This window comes from Nocardia sp. NPDC006630, from assembly GCF_040611495.1.
In the GTDB taxonomy this organism is placed as follows: Bacteria; Actinomycetota; Actinomycetes; order Mycobacteriales; family Mycobacteriaceae; genus Nocardia.
On record NZ_JBEXOK010000007.1, the window covers coordinates 317,418 to 343,364 of the forward strand.

The window sequence follows — 25,947 nt, forward strand, 5'->3', positions numbered from 1 at the left end:
TGATGCCCAGCCCGAAGGGCCGGTCAGCGGCGGATATTGCGGATCGCCGCTGACCGGTCTCTGCTTGTCTGTCAGATCTCCTTGTCGCTGTCTCGGAGCAGGGTGTTGAGGATCGGGCCGATTGCACTGGCGCCCTGGGGATTCAGCATTCCGGTATGCCATTCGTCGATCGGGATCTCACTAATGGCTCCGGTGATGTGCCCGTGCCAGGTTTCGGCTATCTGGTCTCGGTACGACTCGCGGGCGGCGATGAACAGGACGGCGTCGCCGTGGAAATATGCGGGTGTGTGCGAGACCGGTGTTGTGAAGCATTCGGTTACTCGTTCGACCTGTTGTGCGGTGAGGATGCCTTCGCTGCTGAGGCGGTCGGCGAGTAGCGGCAGCAGCTCGGCGGGGTTGTCGATCTGCTGATCGTCGGTCATGCCGAGGAAATCACGCCAGCCGCGGAGGAATTCGGTCAGTGCGCGGTCGGACTGCTCCTCATCCGGTTCGGGGGTCTGGGGGAGGTTCTCGGCGATGCCCGCGTCGACGAGGGCGAGCAGTCCGACGGGGTGACCGAGTTGTTGCAGTCGGGCTGCCATGGCGTGGGCGATCTTTCCGCCCAGGGACCAGCCGAGCAGGTGATAGGTGGTGTCGGGGAACGACTTCAGGATTTCCTCGACGTAGCGCTCGGCGTACTCGTCCACCGATTCGAGCCGGGGGCCGTCCTCGACGATGTAGGGATCCTGAAGGCCGTAGACGGGGCGATCCGGGTCCAGATGACCCGCGAGTGCGCCGTATACCCATGCCAGGCCACCACCGGGATGGACGCAGAACAGCGGTGCTTTGTGACCCGTTGAACGCAGCGGCGACAGCACACCGAGGGATACGCCCATCTCGGACTGCGGTTTTGCCAGGTACCGCGCGAGCGATGCCGGTGTCGAATCGGCGAAGAGCAGCCGGTAGGGGACGGCTGTCCCGGTGCGTGCGCGGAGCTGGGACACCAGTTGCATGGCGACGACCGAGGTTCCGCCCAAGGTGAAGAAGTCGTCGTCGACTCCTACCCGCGCGACTCCCAGCACCTCCGAGAACACCGCGACCACGATTTCCTCGAGCGGCGTCGAGGGCGCCCGATATGTCGCGACCACCCACTCGGGGGCAGGCAGTGCCCGCCGATCGACCTTCCCATTCACGGTCAGCGGCAGGGTATCCAGCACGGTGACGGTGTCGGGGACCATGAACGACGGCAACCGCTGCGCCACCGCCTGCCGGATCGCCGCCGCATCGAGGCTGCGCCCTGGCGCGACGGTGACGTAGGCGGCCAAGCGCGCACCGCCGACATCGGACTCGGAGGTGTGGACGATGACAACCGCGTGCTGCACGTCGTCCAAACCCGCCAGCGCCGCTTCGACTTCGCCGAGTTCGAGCCGTTGACCTCGAATCTTGACCTGGAAATCGGCGCGGCCCACGAACATCAGCACCGCATCGTCGGCATCGGACATCCACCGCACCAGGTCGCCGGTGCGATACATCCGTGAGCCCGGCGACCCGAAGGGATCGGCCACGAACCGCGCCGCGGAGAACCCCGGCCGGTCGATATATCCGCGCGCCACGCTCGGACCGGCCACGTACAGCTCGCCGACCGCACCCGGCGGCACCTGCCGCAAGGACGAATCCAGCACCACCAGGCGAACTTCCGGAATCGGACCGCCCACGGACACCGTGTCACCGTTGTCCAGGAACGAACCGGTAATCCACATCGTGCACTCGCTCGGCCCGTACACATTGTGCAGCCGGCGCATACCGGAGGCGTCCGTACCCGACCAGCGCCGCACCAACTCGGGCGTGCATGCCTCGCCACCGCTCAGTACCACCCGCAGGTCATCGAGCCCGGCGGGATCGACCGAGAGAGCGACCGCCGGCGCCATGAACGCGTGCGTAATGCGCTCGCCGCGCATCAATTCCGCCAGCGGTTCCCCGGCGAAGACATCGTCGGGGGCGGCGACCAATGCCGCACCGGCCGGTACAGCCAGCAGCAGCTCCAGCATCGCCGCATCGAAAGTGCGTGCGGCACCGGCCAATACGCGGGAGTCCGGGGTCAGCTGACAGCGCGAATGCTGGACCGCGGCGACCGCGGCCAATCCCGTATGGGTGACTGCCACGCCCTTGGGCATACCGGTCGATCCCGAGGTGTAGACGACATAGGCGGTATTGACCGGCCGTACCGCCCCGCCCCTGTCGATATCGCCGACCGGAGCGGCGCTGTACGGGGAAAGGTCGAGCCCGTGCAGGTCGATCTCCCGAATTCCACCCGGCAGATCTGCATCGGCTGCACTCGATCCGGTTGCCCGCGAGGTGATTTCACTGTTGGTGAGCACGACGGCCGCCCCGCAATCAGCGAGGATGAACCGATTACGCTCGGCCGGCTGACCGGGATCGACGGACAGGAATGCGGCGCCGGTCTTGGCGACAGCCCACAGCGCGCGCACCCACTCCGCAGATCGCGGAATTGCCACCGCAACAACGGATTCCGGCCCGGCGCCGGACTCGATCAGTTTCCGCGCGCACTGATTCGACCACTCATCCAGCTCCCGATACGTCCACTCACACCTGGAATCGGCAACCGCGAGCCGATCCGCGTGCTCGGCGGCGGCCCGCCCCAGCATCTCGGTCAGCGTGACCGGCTCCGGTCCGGCGCCGCCATCACCCCACTGCGACAACAACAGTCGCTCCGCTGAATCGAGCACATCGATATCACGCAATCCCACTGCCGGATCGGCGGCCACAGCACCGATGATTCGCTGCAACCGGCCTGTCATCGCGGCAATCGTCGACCGATCGAAAAGATCGAGGGCGAAGCTCACCCCGACCATCAGCCCGCCGTCGGCGCCCGGTGTATCGGATACGGTGACGGTGAGATCGAATCGCTCGACCCCGGAGCCGAGATCCATTGGTGTGCACCGAATTCCCGGCAGCAGCTCGTCCGTCGGATCGAGATCGAGATTCTGGAACGCGAGCATCACCTGGAACAGCGGGTGATACGACCGGGTGCGTGGCGGATCGACCACCTCCACCACCCGCTCGAACGGAATATCGGCGTGCGCGAACGCTTCCAGATCGATACGACGGCACTCATCCAGCAGCTCACCGAACGAGGTGGCCTCATCGACCCGGGTACGCAGCACCAGAGTATTGACGAACATGCCGATCAGGCTGTCCAATGCCGCGGCGCCGCGCCCGGCGATCGGAGTGCCCACGGCGATATCGCCGGTGCCCGACGCCCGCGACAGCACAACCGCCAACGCCGCGTGCATCACCATGAACATGGTGGCGTGATGTGCCCGCGCGACCCGGTGCAGCCCGGCCGCCGTTTCCGCGTCCACCGCAAAGGAATACGTGTCACCGCGATGTGAGGCCACCGCGGGCCGTGCCCGATCGGCAGGCAACTCCAGCCGATCCGGCAGACCCGCCAACTGCCCGGTCCAGTACCCGACCTGACGCGCCGACACGCTGACCGGGTCGGACTCCGTCCCCAACAGCTCACGCTGCCACAGCGTGTAATCCGCGTACTGTACCGGCAAGGGCCCGGCCCACTCCGGATCCCGCCCGGCCAGCCGCGCCGCATACGCCAGCGACAAATCCTGCGCCAGCGGCGCCAGGGACCAGCCGTCCGCCGCGATGTGATGCATGACCAGCACGAGTACGTACACGTCGGATCCGCTGTCCAGCAAGGTGACCCGCAGCGGCGGCGCGCTCGGCAGATCGAACCCGCGCCGCACCAGCGGCAGCACCGCCTGCTCGATATCGCCCGCATCGACGGTCCGCACCTCGACGGTCGTGGTGGCCTCGGCAATCGGCACGATGCGCTGGTACGGATTCCCCTCCTGATCCGGGAACACCGTGCGCAGGGTCTCGTGGCGCGCCACCACATCACCGATGGCCGCGGTCATGGCCGCGATATCCAACTCGCCGGTCAAGCGCAGCACGAGTGGAATGTTGTAGGCCGGTGAGTCCGGTTCGAGCCGGTTGATGAACCACATTCGCCACTGCGCGAACGACAGCGGCGGGTATTCGGGCCGCTCCCGAACCACCAGACTCGACCACACCGGGTCGGCGCCGCCGGTCGAGCGCTCGGTGAGCACCCGCGCCAGCTGGGCCGCCGTCGGCGCGTCGAATACATCCCGCACGCCCAGATCGGCGCCGGCCGCCGCGGCCACCTGCGCCGCCACCCGGGTCGCCGACAACGAATGCCCGCCGAGCGCGAAGAAGTCGTCGTCGACCCCTACCCGCTCCACTCCCAGCACTTCCGAGAACACCGCGACCACGATCTCCTCGAACGGCGTCGAGGCGGCCCGATACGCCACAGCCACCCACTCCGGGGCGGGCAGTGCGCGCAGATCCACCTTGCCGCTCGAGGTCAGCGGCAGTTCCTCCAGCACCGTGATGGTGTCGGGAACCATGAACGACGGCAGTCGTTGTGCGACTGCCTGCCGGACCGTGGCGGGGTCGGGCAGATGACCCGGCGCGGCGGTGATGTAGGCAGCCAAACGCACTGTCGCGCTTGCCTCGTCACCTCCCGAGGTGTGCGTGATGACCACCGCGTGCCGTACCTCGTCCAGCTGCGCCAATGCGGTTTCGATCTCGCCGAGTTCGAGGCGCTGGGCCCGGATCTTGACCTGACGATCGGCACGGCCGGCGAACATCAGCGCACGGCGCTCGCCGATCGGCATCCACCGCACCAGATCTCCCGTGCGATACATCCTCGACCCGTCCGGCCCGGCGGGATCGGCGACAAACGATGCCGCCGTCAATGCCGCCCGATCGAGATATCCGCGCGCCACACCGGGACCGGCGGTGTACAGCTCTCCGACCACGCCCGCCGGTACCGGACGCAGCCATGCATCCAGCACCGCCAGCCGGACGCCCGGAATCGGCCCGCCCAGCGAGACCGGTTCGTCCACAAGCAATTCGGCCGCAGTGACCCAGATCGTGGACTCGCTCGGCCCGTACAGGTTGTACAACCTGCGAACACCGGCGGTATCGGTGCCCGACCATTGCCGCACCAGCGCCGTCGGGCACGCTTCACCGGCGACCATCAGCACGCGCAGACTGTCGAGCTGCCCGGCCTCCATCGTGGCCGCCACCGCCGGAGTCATACAGGCGTGCGTGACACCCTCGGCCTGGATCAACTCGGTCAGCGGCGCACCGGCGAAAGCGTCACCGGCAGCGACCACCAGTGCCGCACCGACCGAAACCACCGACAGCATTTCGAACACCGCCGCATCGAAAGTGCGTGCGGCGACAACCAATACGCGGGAATCGGCGGTGAGGCCGAACTGCCGGCACTGCGCAGCCGCGACGGCCGCCAACCCGGCATTGGTGACGGCGACGCCCTTCGGCGTACCGGTCGTCCCCGAGGTGTACACGACGTAGGCGGTATTGCCTGACCGCACGGCACCGCGTCGATCGGCGTCGGTCACCTGTGCGGCGCTGTAGTCGGCCGGATCGAGCCGGTCCGGATCGATGACCGGAATTCCGCCATCGTCCCATGCTCCACCGGCACCGAGCACCACCGTCGCGGCGACGTCGGTGAGGATGAATCGATTCCGCTCCGGCAGCTGTGCCGGATCGATGGAGACGAAGGCGGCGCCGGTTTTCGCGACCGCCCATACCGCCCGCACCCATGCCGCCGAGCGCGGGAGCGCAATCGCCACTACCGCTTCCGGACCGGCGCCCCGGTCGATCAGCATCCGCGCGCATCGATTCGACCAGAGATCCAGGTCCCGATAGGTCAGGCGATGCATCGCGTCGACGACCGCGAGCTGATCCGGGAACCGTGCGGCGACCAGGTCGAGCATCTCGTTCAGCGTGCTCGGATCCGGTCCTTCGCCGCCATCGCCCCACTCCCGCAACAACTTCCGCTCACTGGCATCGAGCACCTCGAGCTCACGCAATTCAGCCGTGGGATCGGCCACCACAGAGCGCAGGATGCGCTCCAGCCGGTGCGCCATCTCCGCGACCGTCGACCGATCGAACAGTTCGGTGGCATAACCGATGCTGACCGGGATGTCACCATTCGAATCCGGAAGGTCGGCGACGGTAATGGACAGATCGAAGCGTTCATCGGTGGCACCGAGATTCATCGGCTCGACCGTTATCCCCGGCAGCTGAGCCGAGGCGGGATCCAGGTCGAGATTCTGGAATGCCAGCATCACTTGGAACAGCGGATGATGCGCCTGGGTCCGGGGCAGCTCGATGGCCTCCACCACTTGCTCGAACGGAATGTCGGCATTGGCGAAGGCATCGAGATCCACCCGCCGAACCTGGTCGAGCAGATCGGTGAACGAACCGGCCTCGTCGATCCGCGTCCGCAATACCAAGGTATTGACGAACATGCCGATCAATTCGTCCAAGGCCGCCGCACCCCGCCCCGCGATCGGCGTTCCGACGGCGATGTCCCCGGCGCCGGACAACCGCGACAGCAACAGCGCCACCGCCGAGTGGACGACCATGAACACCGTCACCCCGTGGGTATTCGCCAGCTCGCCCACCTTGGCGAACAATCCGGCGTCGAGGACGAACGGGTAGCTGTCGCCGTCGTGCGAGGCGACCATCGGTCGCGGCCGATCGGCAGGCAACTCCAGCCGGTCGGGCAGCCCCGTCAAATGCGCTGTCCAATAGGCGAGTTGGCGTGCCGACGTCGATTCCGAATCGGTGGGCGCACCCAGCGTCGCACGCTGCCACAGCGTGTAGTCCGCGTACTGGACCGGCAACGGCGCCCACTCCGGGGACCGTCCCGACCGCCGCGCCGCGTACGCGGTCGACAGATCCCGCGCCAGCGGCGCGATCGACCACCCGTCCGCGGCAATGTGGTGAAGCACCATCACCAACACGTGTGCACCGGAACCACTGTCCAGCAACGTAACCCGCAGGGGCAGTTCGGTCGACAAGTCGAATCCGTGCCGAGTCGATTCGGCAATGGCGGCCTCGAGCTGTGCCGGAGCCGCCGACCGCACCTCGACGCCGGCCACAGCCTGATCGACGGGCAGCACCTGCTGGAACGGCGTCCCCGCCTCGTCGGGGAATACCGTGCGCAGACTCTCGTGCCGCGCCACCACATCGCCGATCGCCGCGATCAGGGCATCGCCGTCCAACTCACCGGTCAACCGCAATACCAGTGGAATGGTGTAAGCCGCTGACGCACCGTGGAATTGGTTGATGAACCACATGCGCAACTGGGCGAACGACAGCGGTACCCGCTCGGGTCGCTCCCGGGCGATCAGCGCGGTTTCCGCCGAACCATCGGCGCCGGCATCGAGTACCCGCGCCAACCGCGCGGGAGTCGGCGCCTCGAACACATCGCGCACGCCGATCCGCACACCCGCGATCGCGGACACCCGCGAGGTCACTCGCATTGCCGACAGCGAATGCCCGCCCAGTGCGAAGAAATCGTCGTCCGCGCCGACCCGGTCGACCCCGAGCAGCTCGGCGAACACCTCCGCCACCAGCTGTTCGGCCGGCGTCGAGGGCGCACGGTAGTCCCGCGTCAGCGCCTCCGGTTCCGGCAGTGCCGCGCGATCGAGTTTGCCGCTCACCGTGAGCGGCAATTCGGCCAGGACAGAGCACATATCGGGCACCATGTGCACAGGCAGCCGATGCCGGGCGGCGGCCAGCACCTGCGCGGCGTCGATACCGGCGCCGACGAGATAGCCGATGAGTCGGTGCGATGTCGCGTGCTGCACCACGATGGCCCGGCTCACCCCCTCCTGGTCGGCGAGCACCGCCTCGATCTCACCCAGCTCGACTCGCTGTCCGCGCACCTTGACCTGGAAGTCGTTGCGTCCCAGGAACTCCAGGGTGCCCTGGGCGTTCCAGCACACCTGGTCTCCGGTGCGATACAGGCGAGAACCGCTGCGACCGAACGGATTCGCGATGAACGACGCGGCCGTCAGTGCCGGCCGGTTCGAGTAGCCCAGCGCCTGCTGAATACCGCCGAGATACAGTTCGCCACGCACGCCGGCCGGTACCGGCCGCAGCAGTGCGTCCAGGACCACCGCCTCGATGCCGCGGATCGGCCCGCCGAGCGTCACCGGCGCATCCGGAGCCATCGGATCGCTGAGGAGGGTGACAATGACCGTCTCGGTCGGCCCGTATGCGATGTACAGTCGCCGATCCGGCGCCCAGGCCGCCACCAGCTCCGTGGGCACGCGCTCGCCACCGGTGACGAGCACCCGCAGTGAATCTAGTCCGGCGGGCGACATGGTCGCCAAAACGCTCGTCGTCACGAATGCATGCGAAACCCGCTGCTGCCTCACGATTTCCGCGAGTGCTTGGCCACCGAATATATCCGGCGGCGATACCACCAGCGCGGCCCCGTTCGGGTGCGCCATCAGCAGTTCCATCATGACCGCATCGAAACCCGGCGCGGATACGGCCAGTACGCGGGAGCTCTCGTTCAGGTCGTAGCGCTCACGCTGCTCGGCGGTGAAGTTCGCCAGGCCGTCATGGGTGACCACCACACCCTTCGGGGTGCCCGTCGACCCGGACGTATAGATCACGTAGGCGGTATGTCCCGGCCGGAGCGGGCGAACCCGGACCGCGTCGGTCACCGCGCCCGCGGAGTACTCCGCGAGGCGTGCCGGAAGATCCGGCCCGTCGAGCAGCAGCCGATCGACCGTCCCCGGCACTGTGTGCAGTGTCGCCTCGACCGACAAAGCAAGGCGCACAGCGGAATCGGCGACCATGACCGCGACCCGATCCAGCGGATGGCGCGGGTCGATCGGAACGAAGGCCGCACCGGCCTTGGTGACCGCCCACAGTCCGACGAGGAACTCGATACCCCGGGGCAGCGCCAGCGCGACCGCATCGCCCGGCCCGATGCCGCGTCCGATCAGCCACCGCGCCAATCGGTTGGAATAGCTGTCCAGCTCACCGAAAGTCATTGTCACCGCATCCGATATCACCGCGGGTGCGGCCGGATCGAGGGCGGCACCCGCGACGAGCAGGTCCGCCAGCGGTCGCGCCGGCTGCGCCGGGAGCCCTCGCACCGGCACGAGCCGGGCCCGCTCGGCGGCGGACAATATATCGATCGACTCCACCGTGGTCGACGAATGCGTGGTCATCGCATCCAGTACCCGCGCCAGGCGGTCGGCGCAATCCTGAACCCACTCGGGAGCGAATACCCCGGGCTGATACTGCAACTGGGCCCGGAACGGCTCGCCCTTGACGACGATCAGCGCGAGGGGATAGTGCGCGGAATCGTTCGACCGCAGATCCTCGACGGCCATGCCGTCGAGCGCCGCGGCCTGTGCGGCGAGCGCGGCCTTGTCGACCGGATAGGACTCGAAGACCAGCACCGTGTCGAACAGGGACGAAACATCCAGTGCGGCATGGATATCGGTCAGGCCGATGTGGTGGTGTCCCAGCAATCCCGACTGTTCCGCCTGCACCCGGTTCAGGGTCGCTGCGATCGGCTCGCCGGAGCGGTGGCGCACCCGCACCGGGATGGTGTTGATGAACAGGCCGACCGCGGATTCGATACCGGGCAGCTCGGCGGGCCGCCCGGAGACCGTGGCACCGAAGACGACATCGTCGCGCCCGGACAGATACCCCAGGACAATTGCCCACGCCACCTGGAACACGGTGTTCGCCGTGACCCCGGCGGAGGAGGCCGAGGCGATCAACCGGTCGGTGAACCCGCTGTCGAAATCCAGTGCGACATTGCTCATTCGCGCTGTCGATTCCGCGGCCACGGCGTGCGGAGCCACGAGCGTCGCCTCGGCGCCGTCGAGCGCGTCTCGCCACACCTGCAACGAGGCCTCGGAATCCTGTCGGCCGAGCCAGTCGAGATACGACCGGTACGAACCCGCCGACTCCGCGACCGCGACGCTGTTCGGCGCCGCGTACACCGCCAGCAAGGTCCGCAGCAGCGACGGCATCGACCAACCGTCGAACAGCACATGGTGATACGAGAGCAGCAGGGTGAACCGATCCTCGGCCACCGCGACCAGGGTGAACCGCAGCAGCGGCGCCGTTTCGATATCGAACGATTCGGCCTTGTCCCGGTCGATCACCTCCGCCAGCGCGGATTCGGAATCCGCCACCGCGCGCAGGTCGATCTCGCGCCACGGCAGCACCACATCGTCGGCGATGAGCTGCACGCCTTCGCCCTCGGCACTGGCGCCGAAGGCCACCCGCAGATTCGGATACCGCCGCAGTAGGGCCTCGGCCGCGTGCCGCAGCCGTTCGGCGTCCACCGAACCCGACAGCGTGATCGCGAGCTGGACCGCGTACACGTCCACCCGCGACTCGGCCAGCCGCGCATGGAACAGGAGTCCGGTCTGCAACGGCGACAACGGCCACACGTCGACCAGGCTCGGGTAGCGCGCCTCCCAGGTCGCGATATCGGATTGGGTCGCCCGCACCAAGGGGAAGTCGGAGGGCGTATGCCCACCGGAGTGCGGGTCCCGCTGCCGGGTGACAACGGCCTGCAGTGCGTCGACCCACAAGCGGGACAGCTCATCGACTTCCGCCTCGCCGAGCACGGCTTCGGGGTAGCCGAAGGTGGCCGACAGGCGCCCCTCGGTGACCACCGCCGTGATATCGACAACGGCCGTAGCCAGGACGTGCAGGTCCTCATCGGCGATCGGAGTGCCGAGTTCATCGGTGACAGCGAACTCGGAACTGACTATCCCGCTGGATGATCGGTTCGGCGACACTTGGCCGAGGTAGTTGAAGGCGACCTGTGCGGGCTGCCCGGCGGGCAAGGCCTGCGCCGTGTCCGGGTTGAGTTCGCGCAGCAGCCCGTAGCCGATCCCGTGGTCCGGGATTGCGCGCAGGTGCTCCTTCGTGCTCTTGATCGCGGTGTCGATGGCCGATCCGCCGGCATAGGCATCGTCGAGATCGATTCCCGCCATATCGATCCGGACCGGGTACACCGTCGTGAACCAGCCGACCGTCGCGGTCAGATCCGCACCGTCGAGTACCTGTTCTTCGCGCCCGTGGCCCTCGAGTCGCAACAGCGTCGACGACTCCAGGACGCCTCGACCGGCTCGCCATCGCATCACTGCCAGGGCCAGCGCGGCTACCAGCGCGTCTTGTACGTCACCGTGGAATGCCGCGGGCACCCGCGTCAGCAAGGCCTCGGTGATCTCCGGTGACACCTGCACGCGCCGAAGGCGTATTCCGCCGGCATCGCGAACGGGGTCCACTGCTCGCGAGCCGAGCAGCGGGTCCGGCCCGTCGACGATCCGTTGCCACAGCGGCAGTTCCGCCACCCGCCGCGGCGACCGCGCCTCCTCGGCCAGGCCGTGTGCCCAGCGCCGCATCGACGTACCTGTCGGGGGCATCGTGACCACACCATCGGCGCGGTAGCGCTGCCATGCCGACATCAGATCGGGAAGCATAATGCGCCACGAAACACCGTCCACCACAAGGTGATGCGCGACGAAGATCAGCTGACCGGCTTGTGCCGCCTCGGCGGGCGCACACCAGAGCACTTGCAGCACAACACCAGTGGCCGGATCGAGCCGATTCAGTGCGGCAGCGACCTCCGCTGTCACGAGCTGGTGGCGGCGCTCCGGGGCGATATCCGGGGCGATGACCACTGGATGCACCAGCGACTCGACGTCCACCATCCCGCTCGGCCGCGTCTCGAGCCGCCAGTCCCGCCCGCTGTGCCACAACCGGGCCCGGAGCATGTCGTGCCGGTCGATCACCGCCGTCATGATCGCGACCAAACCGGCACGATCCAATCCGACCGGCGCGGTGAGCACCAGGGTCTGATTCAACCGCCGGAAATCGCCCTGCCGCACCATCCACCGGACGATCGGCGTCAGCGGCAGTTCACCGACGCCACCGCCGGGCAATTCCGCGAGAACCGTTGCCGGCTCGACCGATTCGGCCAGGGCTGCCAGCGCGGCAACCGTCCGCGCCTCGAACACCTGCCGCGGCGTGAACACCACACCGCGGTCCTTCGCCCGGGCGACCAGCTGGATCGATACGATGCTGTCGCCGCCCAGGGCGAAGAAATCGTCGTCGGCTCCCACCTGATCGAGTCCGAGGACCTGCGCGAATACCGCGGCCACCGCTTCTTCGATGGGGGTGGCGGGAGCCCGGTACGTCGTGGTGGCCCACTGCGGCACCGGCAGAGCTCGCCGGTCCACTTTTCCGCTCGTGGTCAGTGGCAGTTCGTCCAGGACCGTGACGGTGTCGGGGACCATGTACGACGGGAGCCGCCGCGCTGCCGCCTGCCGGATGGCGATCGGATCAGGCAGATGACCCGGTGCCGGGGTGACGTAGGCGGCCAGCCGCGCAGCCTCGCCGGTCGCACCGCCGTTGACGTGAACGACAACGGCGCGCCGCACGTCGTCGAGTTCGGTGAGTACGCTTTCGATTTCGCCGAGCTCCAGGCGCTGGCCGCGAATCTTGATCTGGTTGTCGGCACGGCCGACGACCGCCAATACCGCGCCCGCATCGCTGTCCGGCAGCCAGCGCGCCAGATCTCCGGTGCGGTACATGCGGGATCCGGCAGGTCCGAACGGATCGGCCACGAACGCCGCCGATGTCAGGCCGGTGCGGTGGAGATATCCGCGTGCCACGCCCGGTCCGGCGGCGTACAGCTCGCCGACCACACCCGGTGGCACCACATTCAGCCAGGCGTCCAAAACCATCGAACGGGTCCCGGGAATCGGCGTACCGACCGAAACCGGTGCTCCGGCAGTCAGTTCCGTGCCGGTCACCCAGACTGTGGCCTCGCTGGGTCCGTACAGATTGTGGACACGCCGGAGACCGGCGGCATCGGTTCCCGACCATCGCACCACCAGTTCAGGTGGGCATGCTTCGGCGCCGGTCGACAGGACACGAAGGTCATCGAGTCCGTCGGACTCGACCGACAGCGCGACCATCGGCGACAGGAAGGCATGGGTGATGCGTTGCGCGCGCAGCAATTCCGCCAGCGGCGGCCCGGCCACAACCTCGCCGGGAGCCAGGATCAGTGCGGCGCCGGCGGGTACCGCGAGCATCAGCTCGAAGATCACCGCATCGAAAGTGCGTGAGGCAACGGCCAATATCCGCGACCGGGCATCGGTCCCATTACGACGGCGCTGCGCCGTGGCAATGGCGGAGAGTCCGGCATGGGTGACCGCCACGCCCTTCGGCGTACCGGTCGACCCCGAGGTGTAGACGATGTAGGCGGTATTGTCCGGCCGCATCGCGCCGAGGCGATCACCGTCCTCGATCGGGGTGGCGTCCCAGGCGGACAGGTCCCACCCGTCCAGATCGAACTCGGCGATCCCGGGCGCTTCCCATTCCCCGGTGATGGCTCGCGCATCGTCGCCGGCGGTGAGCAGTACCGCGGCCGCACAATCGGCGAGGATGCCGCGATTGCGCTCGCGCGGCTGCGCCGGGTCGAGGGAGACGAATGCGGCCCCGGTCTTCGCGACCGCCCACACCGCCTGCATCCAGGCCGCCGAACGGGGAATGGCGATCGCCACCACGGTTTCCGGGCCGACCCTCTGCTCGATCAGCGCCCGCGCACACCGATTCGACCAAGTATCGAGTTCCTGATACGTCCATTCCTGCCCGGCGTCCACGACCGCGGGCCGCGCCGGGAATTCCACCGCGGCGCGGGCGAGCATCTCGCCCAGCATTTCCGGCTCCGGGCCGGCGCCGCCATCACCCCACTGGCGCAACAGCATTCGCTCGTCCGGTGCGAGAATGTCCAGCTCGCGCAGGCCGATCGCCGGATCGGCCACCACGGCGCGCACGGTGCGCTGCAGGCGGTTTGCGAGCGCGACGATCGTCGACTCGTCGAACAGGTCGAGTGCGAAGCTGATGGTGATCGGTACGCCGCGATCGACGTCGGCGTCAGTGCTGTCCGGAATATCGGCGACGGTAATGGTGAGATCGAAGCGTTCCACCCCGATATCGAGACTCTGCAGCGGCTCGACCTCGAGTCCGGGCAGCTGCGCCATGGCCGGGTCCAGATCGAGGTTCTGGAAGGCCAGCATCACCTGGAACAGCGGATGATGGGCCTGGCTGCGGGGTGGGTCGACGGCCTCGACGACGCGTTCGAACGGGATGTCGGCGTGCGCGAACGCGGCCAGGTCCACCTGACGGCAGTGGTCGAGCAGGTCGGTGAAGGTACAGGCCTCATCGACCCGGGTGCGCAGTACCAGCGTATTGACGAACATGCCGATCAGCCCGTCCAGCGCCGCCGCGCCGCGACCCGCGATGGGAGTGCCCACCGCGATATCGGCGCTGCCCGACAACCGCGACAGCACCATGGTCAGCGCGGCGTGCACCACCATGAACACCGTCACCCGATGGGCTCGCGCCAGGGCGCCCAACCCGGCCACCGTCGCCGCGTCCAGCGTGAACGAATGGGTGCCGCCACGCTGCGAGGCCACCACCGGCCGCGGCCGATCGGCGGGCAACTCCAGCCGATCCGGCAGCCCCGCCAAATGACCTGTCCAATAATCGATCTGCCGCGCGACCACGCTCTGCGGATCGGACTCCGCACCGAGCGCCTCGCGCTGCCACAGGGTGTAATCGGCGTACTGCACCGGCAGCGGCGCCCACTGCGGCTCCCGCCCCGCCCGGCGCGCGGTGTACGCCAGCGCCAGATCACGCACCAGCGGTGCTATCGACCACCCGTCCGCGACAATGTGGTGGAGCACCACGACCAGCGAATGGTCATCGGATCCACTGCGCAGCACCGCGACTCGCCACGGCGGTTGTGCGGACACATCGAATCCCTGCCGCACGATGCTTGTCACCCGATGCGTGACATCGATCGAATCGACTGTCTCCGTCGCGATCTCCACGCCGCCGGCAGGCAGAATCCGCTGGCACGGAATTCCCTTCTCGTCGGGAAACACCGTGCGCAGACTCTCGTGCCGAGCCACGACATCATCGAAGGCGGCGCACAGCGCGGCCGAATCCAATTGCCCGCGCAAACGCAGCACCATGGCGATGTTGTACGCGGGGGAGTCCGGCTCGAATCGGTTGATGAACCACATTCGAGACTGCGCGAACGACAGCGGAATTCGTGCCGGCCGGTCCTGCGGCGCCAATATCGAACTCGGCTGTGCCGCGGTGGACCGCTCGGCCAATACCGCGGCCAATCGGGTAGCGGTCGGTGCGTCGAACACATCGCGCACTTCGACCGTGATGCCGGTGGCACTCGCCACGCGTGCGGCCACCCGCGTCGCCGACAGCGAATGCCCGCCCAATGCGAAGAAATCGTCATCGGCGCCGACCCGGTCCGCGCCGAGTACTTCGGCGAATACCGAGACGACGATCTCTTCCATCGGTGTCGACGGAGCCCGATACGCCAGGGTGAACAGCTGGGGGGCAGGTAAGGCGCGGCGGTCCACCTTGCCATTGGGCATCAGCGGCAGCTCGTCGAGGATGACGATGGCCGCCGGAATCATGAACTCCGGCAACCGCTCTGCCGAGAATTCCCGGATCTCGGCCACCAGATCGCCGATTCCGGGGTCGTTCACATAGGCGCCCAGCGAATCCAGTGGTCCCGCGCTCAGATAGACGTCATCGAAGACCGTGGTCTCGTCCGCGCCGCGGACGAGGACAGCGTCCATCCGACCGGCGACCGGTGACCAGGTGACAATCACCGTGAAGCCCAATTCCGCGCCGAGCGTCCGGATCTCGTGCGGCAGCACCGCGGCGGTGGTGGTGCCCAGATCGAGATCGGCCACGTGTTCGTGCTCGGCGGCGGTGTCCACAATTCGAGTGGCCGCTACGTCCAGAACCGTTCCGGCCTGCGGTATTCCGATGATGCGCAGGCTTTCGGGCTGTTCGGCGAGGAGCTGGGCGTGCAGCCCGCGCAGGTCACCGAATTCGGTCCAGGCACGCTGCGGCACATCGGCCAGGGACCGAATCTGTGCCGGGGACTTGCGCAGGACGATGTCGTAGCGGTATCGCGTCAATTCGTTGTCGACCGGCGCGTACTTCAACTCGATATCCACCGCCGCCACGGCCGGGACCCGGTCCCGCAGTGCGAAGAAGAACTCGGGGGCGACCAGCAATTCCTGTTCGGCCATCAGGGCGCGCCGTGCGCGCTCGCGCACCGCCGCCACCGTGTCCTGGTCCCCGCCGCCGGACAGCTGGGTGCCGGTGGCGAATTCGCGCAGCAGCGTCAGGTTGCGGATATCGCCGACGAAGAACGCGCCACCGGGGGCCAGCAGCCCCATGACCTTGTCGATCACGTCGATCAGATAGGAGCCGTTCGGGAAGTACTGTGCGACCGAATTCAGCACCACCACATCGAATCGGTCCGGCGGCAAATCCGAGACATCGTCGGCGGACTGCACGCGCAAGCGCACTCGATCCGCCCAGTCCACCGCCGATTCGGACAGCCGCGATCGGAGATTCTCGATGGTCGCCGCCGAGAAGTCGGTGCACCAGTACTCCTCGCACTGCGGCGCCAGTCGCGACATCAGCAAGCCCGAGCCGACACCGATTTCCAGTACCCGTGCGGGCCGCAGACCGAGCACCCGGTCCACGACCGCGTCCCGCCACTCCCGCATCTGTCCAACGGGAATCGGCTCTCCGGTGTAACTACTGTTCCAGCCGCCGAAATCGGCATCCAATGCCATCGGCTCGGTGAATTCCCGGCCGTTGCCGAGATAGCTCTCCTTGCCCGCGTACAGGTTGTCGTACACGTCTCGCCAATGGCCGACCAGTTCGGCCGCGCGGTCGCTGTCATCGCCGACGGTGGATTCACGATCGCGAACAATGTAGGCGACCAACTGCTTGTCGGCCACGGCGTCGGTGGGGGCGTCGGAGAGGGCGCGGGCCACGACCACCGCGCTCGATACGGCCGGATGCGCCAGCAATGCCGCTTCGACCTCGCCGGGCTCGATCCGATACCCGCGCACCTTGACCTGATTGTCGGCCCGGCCGGCGAATTCGAGTACTCCGGCGCCTTCGTCCGAAGGTTTCAGCCACCGCACCACATCTCCGGTGCGGTACATCCGCTCGCCGCCGCCGAACGGGCAGGCCACGAACCGCTGCGCGGTCAACCCGAGCCGGCCCGCGTACCCGCGCGCCAATTGTGCTCCGGCTACATACAATTCGCCGGCCACGCCCACCGGCACCGGACGCAACCGCGAATCCAGAACGAACACTCGCACATTCGCCACCGGAGCACCGATCGGTATCCGCGCAGCGGCGGCCCAGGGCCTCGATCCGAGGATCTCCTGGGTCGATACGCAGACCGTATTCTCGGTCGGCCCATAGGCATTGGCGATATCGACACCCGGCCAGCGATCCCGGAATCGGGCTACCGCAGCCGAACTCAAGGCGTCGCCACCGGTGACGACCTGACGCACCGGAGCGGTATCGAGTTCGGGTCCGGCGGTCGCGAGCAGTTCGAAGAGAGCGGTTGCCACGAATATCGTGGTGACGCCATGGCTGGAGATGGTGCGCATCAGCGCGGGAAGGTCGAGCCGAGCGGGCGGTGCGATGACCAGGGTGGATCCCGCCAGCAAGGCGGGCCACAACTCGTACGCCGACGCGTCGAACGCCATCGACGAATGCAGCAGCACCCGTTCGCCCGGTCCACCGGGCCAGCCGTGCACCGCCATATTGATCACGCCGCGGTGTTCGACCACAACGCCTTTCGGGCGGCCCGTCGAACCCGATGTGTAGATCACATACGCGGCATCGCCCGGCGACAGTGCCGGCAAATCACCGCCGGACTCACCGTCGAGGTCCGCGGTATCCAGGCACAGCGCCGCGCGCTCACCCAGGGGTAATTCCGCTGCGGTGGCGACCGTCGTCAATACGAGCAGCGGATCGGCGTCGGCGAGGATGAATCCGATACGGCTGGTGGGATATTCGGGATCGATCGGCAGATACGCGCCGCCGGCCACCACCACCGCCAGCACCGCGGTCACCAGATCCACGGACCGTGGCATTGCCACCGCGACCACGGAACCGCGGCCGACACCCCGATCCCGCAGCACCCGGGCCAGAACACCGACCCGCGCGGCCAATTCGCGATAGGTGATATCGCCGTCCGCGTGCGCGACAGCGACCGCATCCGGTGTGGCTGCTACATGTCGAGCGAACAGGCGTGCAAGGGAGGTCTCCTCCGGCACCGGGGCCGCCGTGTCGTTCCAGACCCGCAGCAACCGGTCGCGTTCCTCGGGCGCGAGGATATCCATGCGGCCGATGGGCATTTCCGGGTCCGTGGCCACGGTGTCGAGCAGCCGCAGGAAACGAGCGGCGAGATCGGTCACGGTGGCGCGATCGAACAGATCGGTGGCGTATTCGATGCGGCCCGCCAATACGGGGGCGGCGGCACTGTCCGCCGGATTCACCCGTTCGGCCACATCGATGTGCAAATCGAATTTGGCGGTTCCGGTGATCGCCGGGACGATCTCCGCCTCCAGCTCCGGCAGCCGCAGATCGGGCAGCAGGTTGTTCTGCAGTGCGAACGACACCTGGAACAGCGAGTGGTACGCCGGAGAGCGCGTCGGTTGCAGCAATTCGACCAGCCGCTCGAAGGGGGCGTCCTGATTCTCGTAGGCGGTCAAGGCTTTACGGCGGACCTGGTCGAGAACCTGCTCGAAGCGGGGGTTGCCGGACAGATCCACCCGCAGCACCCAGGTATTGACGAAGAAACCGATCAGGTCGTGCGTCGCCTCTTGGGTACGCCCGGCGACCGGGCCGCCGATGGAGATGTCCTCGCCGGCGCCGACCTGTGACAGCAATACGGCGAGCGTCGACTGCAACAGCATCGACACCGTCACCTGGCGGTCATGGGCGAGTCGATACAGCCGCTCGCACAGCGCGGGTGCGAAGGCGAACTCGATGACATCGCCGCGATTACTGGCAATCGCCGGGCGCGGGCGGTCCAGCGGCAGCGTGATCGGCTGCGCGGCATCCGCGAGTTCGGTTTCCCAATAGTGGAATTGGGTTGCCAGCACGCTGTCCGGATCGGACTCCGCACCCAATGTCTCACGCTGCCACAGCGTGAAGTCCGCGTACTGCACCGGCAATGGCGTCCACTGCGGTGCCCGGCTCTCGAGGCGCGCGGCGTACGCCGCCGTGAGGTCTCGCACGAACGGCGCTATCGACCAACCGTCCGCGGCGATATGGTGCAAGACCAGCACCACGGTGTGGTCGTTGAAACCGTTGCGCAACAGCGTCACTCGCAAAGGCAGCTCCGACGACACGTCGAACCCGCGGCGCACGAGAACCGCCAGGGTCTGCTCGAGCTCCGCGGGATCGACCGTACCTGTCTCGATCGTGGTGGTGGCCAGGCCGACCGGCAGGATGCGCTGGAACGGCACCCCGTCCTCATCCGGAAAAATGGTGCGCAGGCTCTCGTGCCGCGCCACCACATCGTTCAATGCCGCGGTCAATGCCTCCTGATCCAACGGCCCGCGCAAGCGCAGCACCATCGGAATGTTGTAGGCCGGAGAATCCATTTCGAATCGGTTGATGAACCACAGCCGGGATTGGGCGAACGACAACGGCATTCGCTCCGGGCGCTCGCGAACCGTCAGCCCCGGTCGTGCCGGATCGAGGTCCGCGCGTCGTTCGGCAAGCGCATGCGCCAGGCGAGCGGGAGTGGGGGCCTCGAACACATCCCGCACCCCCACTTCGGTGCCCAGCACCGCGGTCATTCGCGAGGCCACGCGCATGGCCGAGAGTGAATGTCCGCCGAGTGCGAAGAAATCGTCGTCGACGCCCACTCGCTCCATGCCGAGCACCTCGGCGAAGACGGTGACGACGATTTCCTCGGCCGGTGTCAGCGCGGCGCGACAGTCCGAGGCGGCGAAGGTCGGCGCGGGCAGTGCGCGCCGATCGACCTTTCCATTGGGTGTCAACGGCAGGGTGGCGAGTACGACGATCGCCGACGGCACCATGTACTCCGGCAGCCGATCCGCGACGAAGCGCCGCATCTCGACGGTGAGAACGGCCTCGTCTCGCACCGCATCGGTGCGTTCGAGCACGACGTAGCCGATCAGCCGCTTGTCCGCCGCAGTCACTGAATTCACAGTCGCGGAACCGATCTCCCGGGCGATCACCACCGACTGCGAAACCAGCGGGTGTGCGGCCAAGACGGTCTCGACCTCACCGGGTTCGATCCGGTAGCCGCGCACCTTGACCTGTTCATCGGCGCGAGTGACGAATTCCAGCACGCCGGTGCTGTCGTTCGGACGCTGCAGCCACCGCACCACGTCGCCGGTGCGGTACATGCGCTCACCGGCCCCGAATGGGCAGGCCGAGAACCGCTCCGCGGTCAAACCCGGCCGGTTTCGATACCCGCGCGCCAATTGCACTCCGGCCGCATACAATTCGCCCGCCACGCCTGCCGGCACCGGCTGCAACCGCGAATCCAGCACGAACAAGCGCATACCCCCGACGGGGATACCGATCGGCACACTGCTCGCGCTCGTCCATTCCGCCGAATCGGGGATCTCGTACGCCGAGACGCACACCGTATTCTCGGTCGGCCCATAGGCATTGACCACGCCGATTCCGGGCCACCTGTCGTGGAAGCGGGCGACCGCGACCGGCCGCAGCGCATCACCGGCGGTGACCACTCGGCGTACCGAATCGAGTGTCAGTTCCGGCCCGGAGCTCGCCAGTATCTCGAACAGCGGGGTTGTCACATACAGCGCCGTCACATCGTGCCGGGAGATGGCCCGGCTCAGCTCCGCGATATCCGATCGGCCGGACGGGGCGATGGCGATGGTGGATCCCGCGAGCAATGCGGGCCACAATTCGTATGCCGACGCGTCGAAGGCCATCGACGAATGCAGCAGTACTCGCTCACCCGGTCCACCGGGCCATCCGTACTTCGCCATATTGACCACGCCGCGATGTTCGACGACAACACCTTTCGGGCGGCCGGTCGAACCCGAGGTGTAGATGACATACGCTGCATCGGCGGGCGACAGCATCGGCAAACTCTGACCGGACGACTCGCCTGCGAGGTCAGCAGTATCCAGGCACAGCGCCGCGCGCTCACCCAGCGGCACTACCGCTGCGGTAGCGGCCGTCGTCAATACGAGCAGCGGATCAGCGTCGGCGAGGATGAATTCGATACGGCTGCTGGGGTATTCGGGATCGATCGGCAGATACGTGCCACCGGCCAGCACCACCGCCAGGAGGGCGGTCACCAGATCTGTCGATCGTGGCAGCGCCACCGCCACCACCGCACCCCGGCCGACGCCCCGGCCCACCAGCACCCGCGCCAGAACATCCACCCGCGCAGCCAATTCCGCGTAGGTCAGCTGCTCGTCGCCGAACCGCAGTGCGACGGCGGCCGGCGCCGAATCGACGCGTGCGCGGAACGCCGCCGCGATCGTGGTCTCCGGCATCGCGGTCGCGAGCGGCGGGTTCCACTGCGTCAGAAGTTGTTTGCGCTCCGCCTCGTCCAGGAGGCCGATATCGGTGATCGCTTCCGACGGATCGGCGCTCACCGCGCGCAGCACCCGGAGGAAGCGGTCGGCGATGCCGGTCACCGTGGAGCGGTCGAACAGATCGGTGGCGTATTCGATCCGGCCGGTCAGCATTGCGGGAGTTGCTGTGGTGCCGGGGATTTCGATCAGATCGAAATGCAGATCGTTCTTGGCGCTGCCGGTGGAGAAGGGCAGGAATTCGGCGACCAGGCCGGGCAGTTCGAGTGCGGGCAGGCCACCGTTCTGTACCTCGAGCGATACCTGGAACAGCGGGTGATAGGCCGTCGACCGGGCCGGATTGAGCAGTTCCACCAGCCGCTCGAACGGCGCGTCCTGATTCTCGTAGGCGGTCAGGGCCTTACCGCGGACCTGGTCGAGCACCTGCTCGAAACGCGGGTTCCCGGACAGATCCACCCGCAGCACCCAGGTATTGACGAAGAACCCGACCAACTCCCGCAGTGCCTCATCGGTGCGCCCCGCCACCGGACCGCCGATCGAAACGTCCGGTCCGGCTCCCAGCCGCGACAGCAGCACCATCAGGGCCGCCTGCAGCACCATCGACGCGCTGACGCGGCGCTCGCGGGCGAGCCGGTGGATCGCCTCGAGCAGCGGTGCGTCGATGGTGAATTCGACGACGTCACCGCGATTGCTCAGTATCGGCGGGCGCGGCCGATCGGCAGGCAGTGATACGGGTTGCGGCGCATCGGCCAACTCCCGTTCCCAGTACCGGCATTGAGCCATGAAGGCGCTGTCGGAGTCGGATTCCGAACCCAGCAGTTCGCGCTGCCAGAGTGCGTAATCCGGGTACTGCACCGGCAGCGGGCTCCATCCGGGCTGCTGCCCCGCCGAATATGCCGCGTACGCCGTCGACAGGTCCCGCAGTAGCGGCGCCATCGACAGGCCGTCCGCCGCGATGTGATGCAGCACCAGCACCACGACGTGCTCGAACGGACCGCTCCGCAATACCGTGGCCCGCAACGGCATATCCGCCCGCAGGTCGAATCCGCGGCGGACCCGCTCGGCCACCGCATCGTTCACCCGTTCCGGGTCGACGCCGCTCACCTCGAGGACCGGGGCCGCCGCCGCGCTCGGCACGACCTGCTGGTGCGGCACTCCGTCCAGTTCGGGATAGCGTGTCCGCAGCACCTCATGGCGCGCGACCACCGCACCGAGCGCTGCGCTCAGCGCGTCGGTATCCAGCGTTCCGGCCAGACGGAATACCAGCGGAATGTTGTAGGTCGGCGATTCGGGCTCGAACCGGTTGATGAACCACATTCGCAACTGCGCGAACGACAATGGTATTTGCGCGGGCCGCTCTCGAACGACCAGCTTCGACCGCACCCGGCCCGGGCCGATCTCGCGTTCGGTGAGCACGCGGGCCAGTCCGGCGGCAGTGGGGGCGTCGAATATGTCACGGACGCCGACCGCGCGGCCGGTCGCCTCGGCCAATCGCGCGGCCACCCGCGTCGCCGAAATCGAATGCCCGCCACGGGCGAAGAAATCGTCGTCGACACCGACGCGCTCGATATGGAGTACTTCGGCGAACGTGGCGGCGACAATCTCCTCGAACGGGGATGAGGCGGCGCGGTAGGTCGCCACCGGGCGCTGCGGCGCCGGTAAGACTCGCCGATCCACCTTCCCCGTCGCGGTCATCGGGAGTTCGTCGAGCACCGTGATGGTCTCGGGGACCATGTACGACGGCAGCCGCCGCGCCACCGCCTGGCGGACCGTGCCCGCATCGATGGCGTGGCCCGGTGTCGCGGTGAGATAGGCCGCCACCCATGCCGTTTCGGCATTTTCGCCCGCGGTGGTGACGATGGCCTGCCGCACCTCGTCCAGGCCGGTCAGTGCGGCTTCGATCTCGCCGAGTTCGAGTCGCTGGCCGCGAATCTTGATCTGGGAATCGGCGCGGCCGACGAAGACCAGCCGCGCGCCGCCGGCGCCACGGCGCTCCCAGCGCACCACATCTCCGGTGCGGTACATCCGCGCACCGTCCGGACCGTTCGGGTCGGCCACGAACGATGCCGCGCTCAACCCGGAACGGCCGAGGTAACCGCGTGCCACACCCGGACCGGACACATACAACTCGCCCGCCACACCGAATGAGGACGGGCGCAACCAGGCATCCAGGACCGACAGCCGGACTCCCGGGATCGGAGTACCCAGCGACACCTCGTCACCTGGGCGCAAGGCCGCGCTGGTGACCCAGATCGTGGCCTCGCTCGGCCCGTACAGGTTGTACAGCAGGCGAATACCGGCGGCATCGCTACCCGACCACTGCCGCACCAGTGCCGGCGGACATGCTTCGCCGGCGACCATGAGCACGTGCAGGGCATCGAGTTGCCGCGCATCGAGCGTGGCGGCGACGGCTGGAGTCAAACAGGCATGCGTCACTCTCTCGGCACACATCAACTCCGCGAGCGCCGCACCGGCGAACACATCAGCGGGAGCGACGATCAATGCCGCGCCGACCGGTACCGCCGACAGGAGTTCGAAAACGGCCGCATCGAAAGTGCGTGCGGCGACGGCCAATACGCGAGAGTTGCCATCGAGCTGATACTGCCGCGCGAGGGTATCGGAGACGCCGGACAGCCCGGCGTGGGTGACGGCAACACCTTTCGGTGTGCCCGTCGAGCCCGAGGTGTACACGATGTACGCGGTATTGCCGATCCGCACCGCACCGCGGCGATCCGCGTCGGTGATCGGGGCAGCGCTGCCCTCGTACTGCTGGTCGATATCGACCACCCGAACGCTGGGCCCGTCCAACCCGGTTGCGTCCGTGGTGGTTTCACTGCTGATCAGCAGGATGGTGGCCGGGCAATCGGCGAGAATGAACCGATTCCGTTCGACCGGCTGGGTGAGATCCACAGTCACGAACGCGGCGCCCGTCTTGGCGACCGCCCAGACCGCACGCAGCCAGGCCGCGGAGCGCGGCATCGCCACCGCCACCGTGGTTTCCGGGCCGGCGCCGCAGTCGATCAACGTCCGCGCGCACCGATTCGACCATTCGTCCAGCTCGCGGTAGGTCCAGGTGTGCGCGGCGTCGTGGACCGCGAGCCGGTCCGGGTGCGCTGCCGCCGCCCGAGACAGCATGTCGGGCAATGTGACCCGCGCGGGCCCCGAACCGCCGGCGCCCGACTCCCGCAACTCCTGGCGCTCGTCGGATTCGAGTAATTCCACCGAGCGCACCCGAATCCCGGCATCGGTGAGCACACAGTGCAGGAAGGTGTCGAGGAACTGCGCGAAACGCCGGTGGTGGTAGGCGATCTGGTCGGAGGTGTAAACGCTCGGGTTGGCGAAGAAGTCGAGCCGGGTGCTCTCGCCACCGACGGCCGGATAGACGTTCACCGAAAGGTCGGGCACCAATCCCGGGGTCAGTACCTGCAACCGGGCGGTGATATCGCCGAGGACGATCTTCGTATCGAGAATCATCAGGTCGACCATCGGCCCGGCGGCCTGCGGAAGATGACGGGCGGCAACCGATTCCGAGTCCGCGAGCATATCCTCGTGCCGATAGCGCTGTCCGCGAAGGACATCCATCAGCGTGCGCTGGGTCTGCTCGAGCAGTGCCCCGACGGTGAGGCCGGGGGTGACGGTGATCCGGAACGGCACGATATTGGCGGTCATGCCGCCGGAGCGGCTCATCGCCGCCGTGACGCGCGCGGCCACCGGCAGACTCAGTACCACATCGTCGGACCCGGTCATGCGTGCCAGGTACAGACCGAACGCGGCGAGGACGAACACCGCCGGTCCGGCCGATCCCGTCGCGACGGCGGTACGCAGCGCATTGTCGGTCTCGGCGGACAGCAGCGCACTCACCGAGAGCGGGTGGTCTTCGGCGAGCGCGACCTGATCGGTCAGCGTCACCGGCTGGGGGAGCTCTGCCACATACTTCGACCAGAACACGTGATCGTCGTGGAATCGGTGCGAGGCGCGGTACTGCTCGTCCGCGGCGACGATGTCGCCCAGCGATCGAATCGCCTGTCGCCCAGGCTCTTTGCCCTCCAGCGCGGCGGTGTGCAGCTGTGCGCTCCGGGTGAGGATGTTCAGTGCGGCAATGCCGTCCATCACAATGTGATGGGCACGCAGGTACCAGAACCACCGCCGCTCGGCGACCCGCACCAGCGCGCCCATCACGACCGGGCCGTGCGGCAGATCGATGGGTGCGCGGTAGTCGCCGCGCATCCACTCCAGCGCTGCGGCAACAGGATCGGGCGCCGACGTGTAATCCAGGTACTGCACCGCGCCATTGGCGGTCTCGTCCACCACCTGCCTCGGCTGTCCGTCCACCTCGACAACGCGCACGCGACTGACTTCGAATTCGTCGAGCGCCTGCCCGAACGAGGCGATCAGCAGCGCGGTGTCGAGTTCACCGGCGAGCTCGAGGTACAGCGCGTTCGATACCGGTGTGGCACCCGCCAACTGCTGGAGCAGCCGAATCGCATGCTGTGCCGCGGTCAGCGGATAGGTAGGCGGGTGACCCTCGAGGGCACGCAGGGGTGATCGGTGGTCGTGCATCCCGCCTCCT

The 25,947-nt window shown here is 67.5% G+C and carries 1 protein-coding gene; it reads right to left on the reverse strand.

What is annotated here, in order from left to right; all coding sequences use genetic code 11:
• Window positions 1–71: 71 nt before the first annotated feature.
• Window positions 72–25,937: a non-ribosomal peptide synthase/polyketide synthase gene (locus ABZX86_RS22775; protein WP_355126453.1), complete on the reverse strand. Its 25,866-nt coding sequence runs from the start codon at window positions 25,935–25,937 to the stop codon at window positions 72–74.
• Window positions 25,938–25,947: the final 10 nt, after the last annotated feature.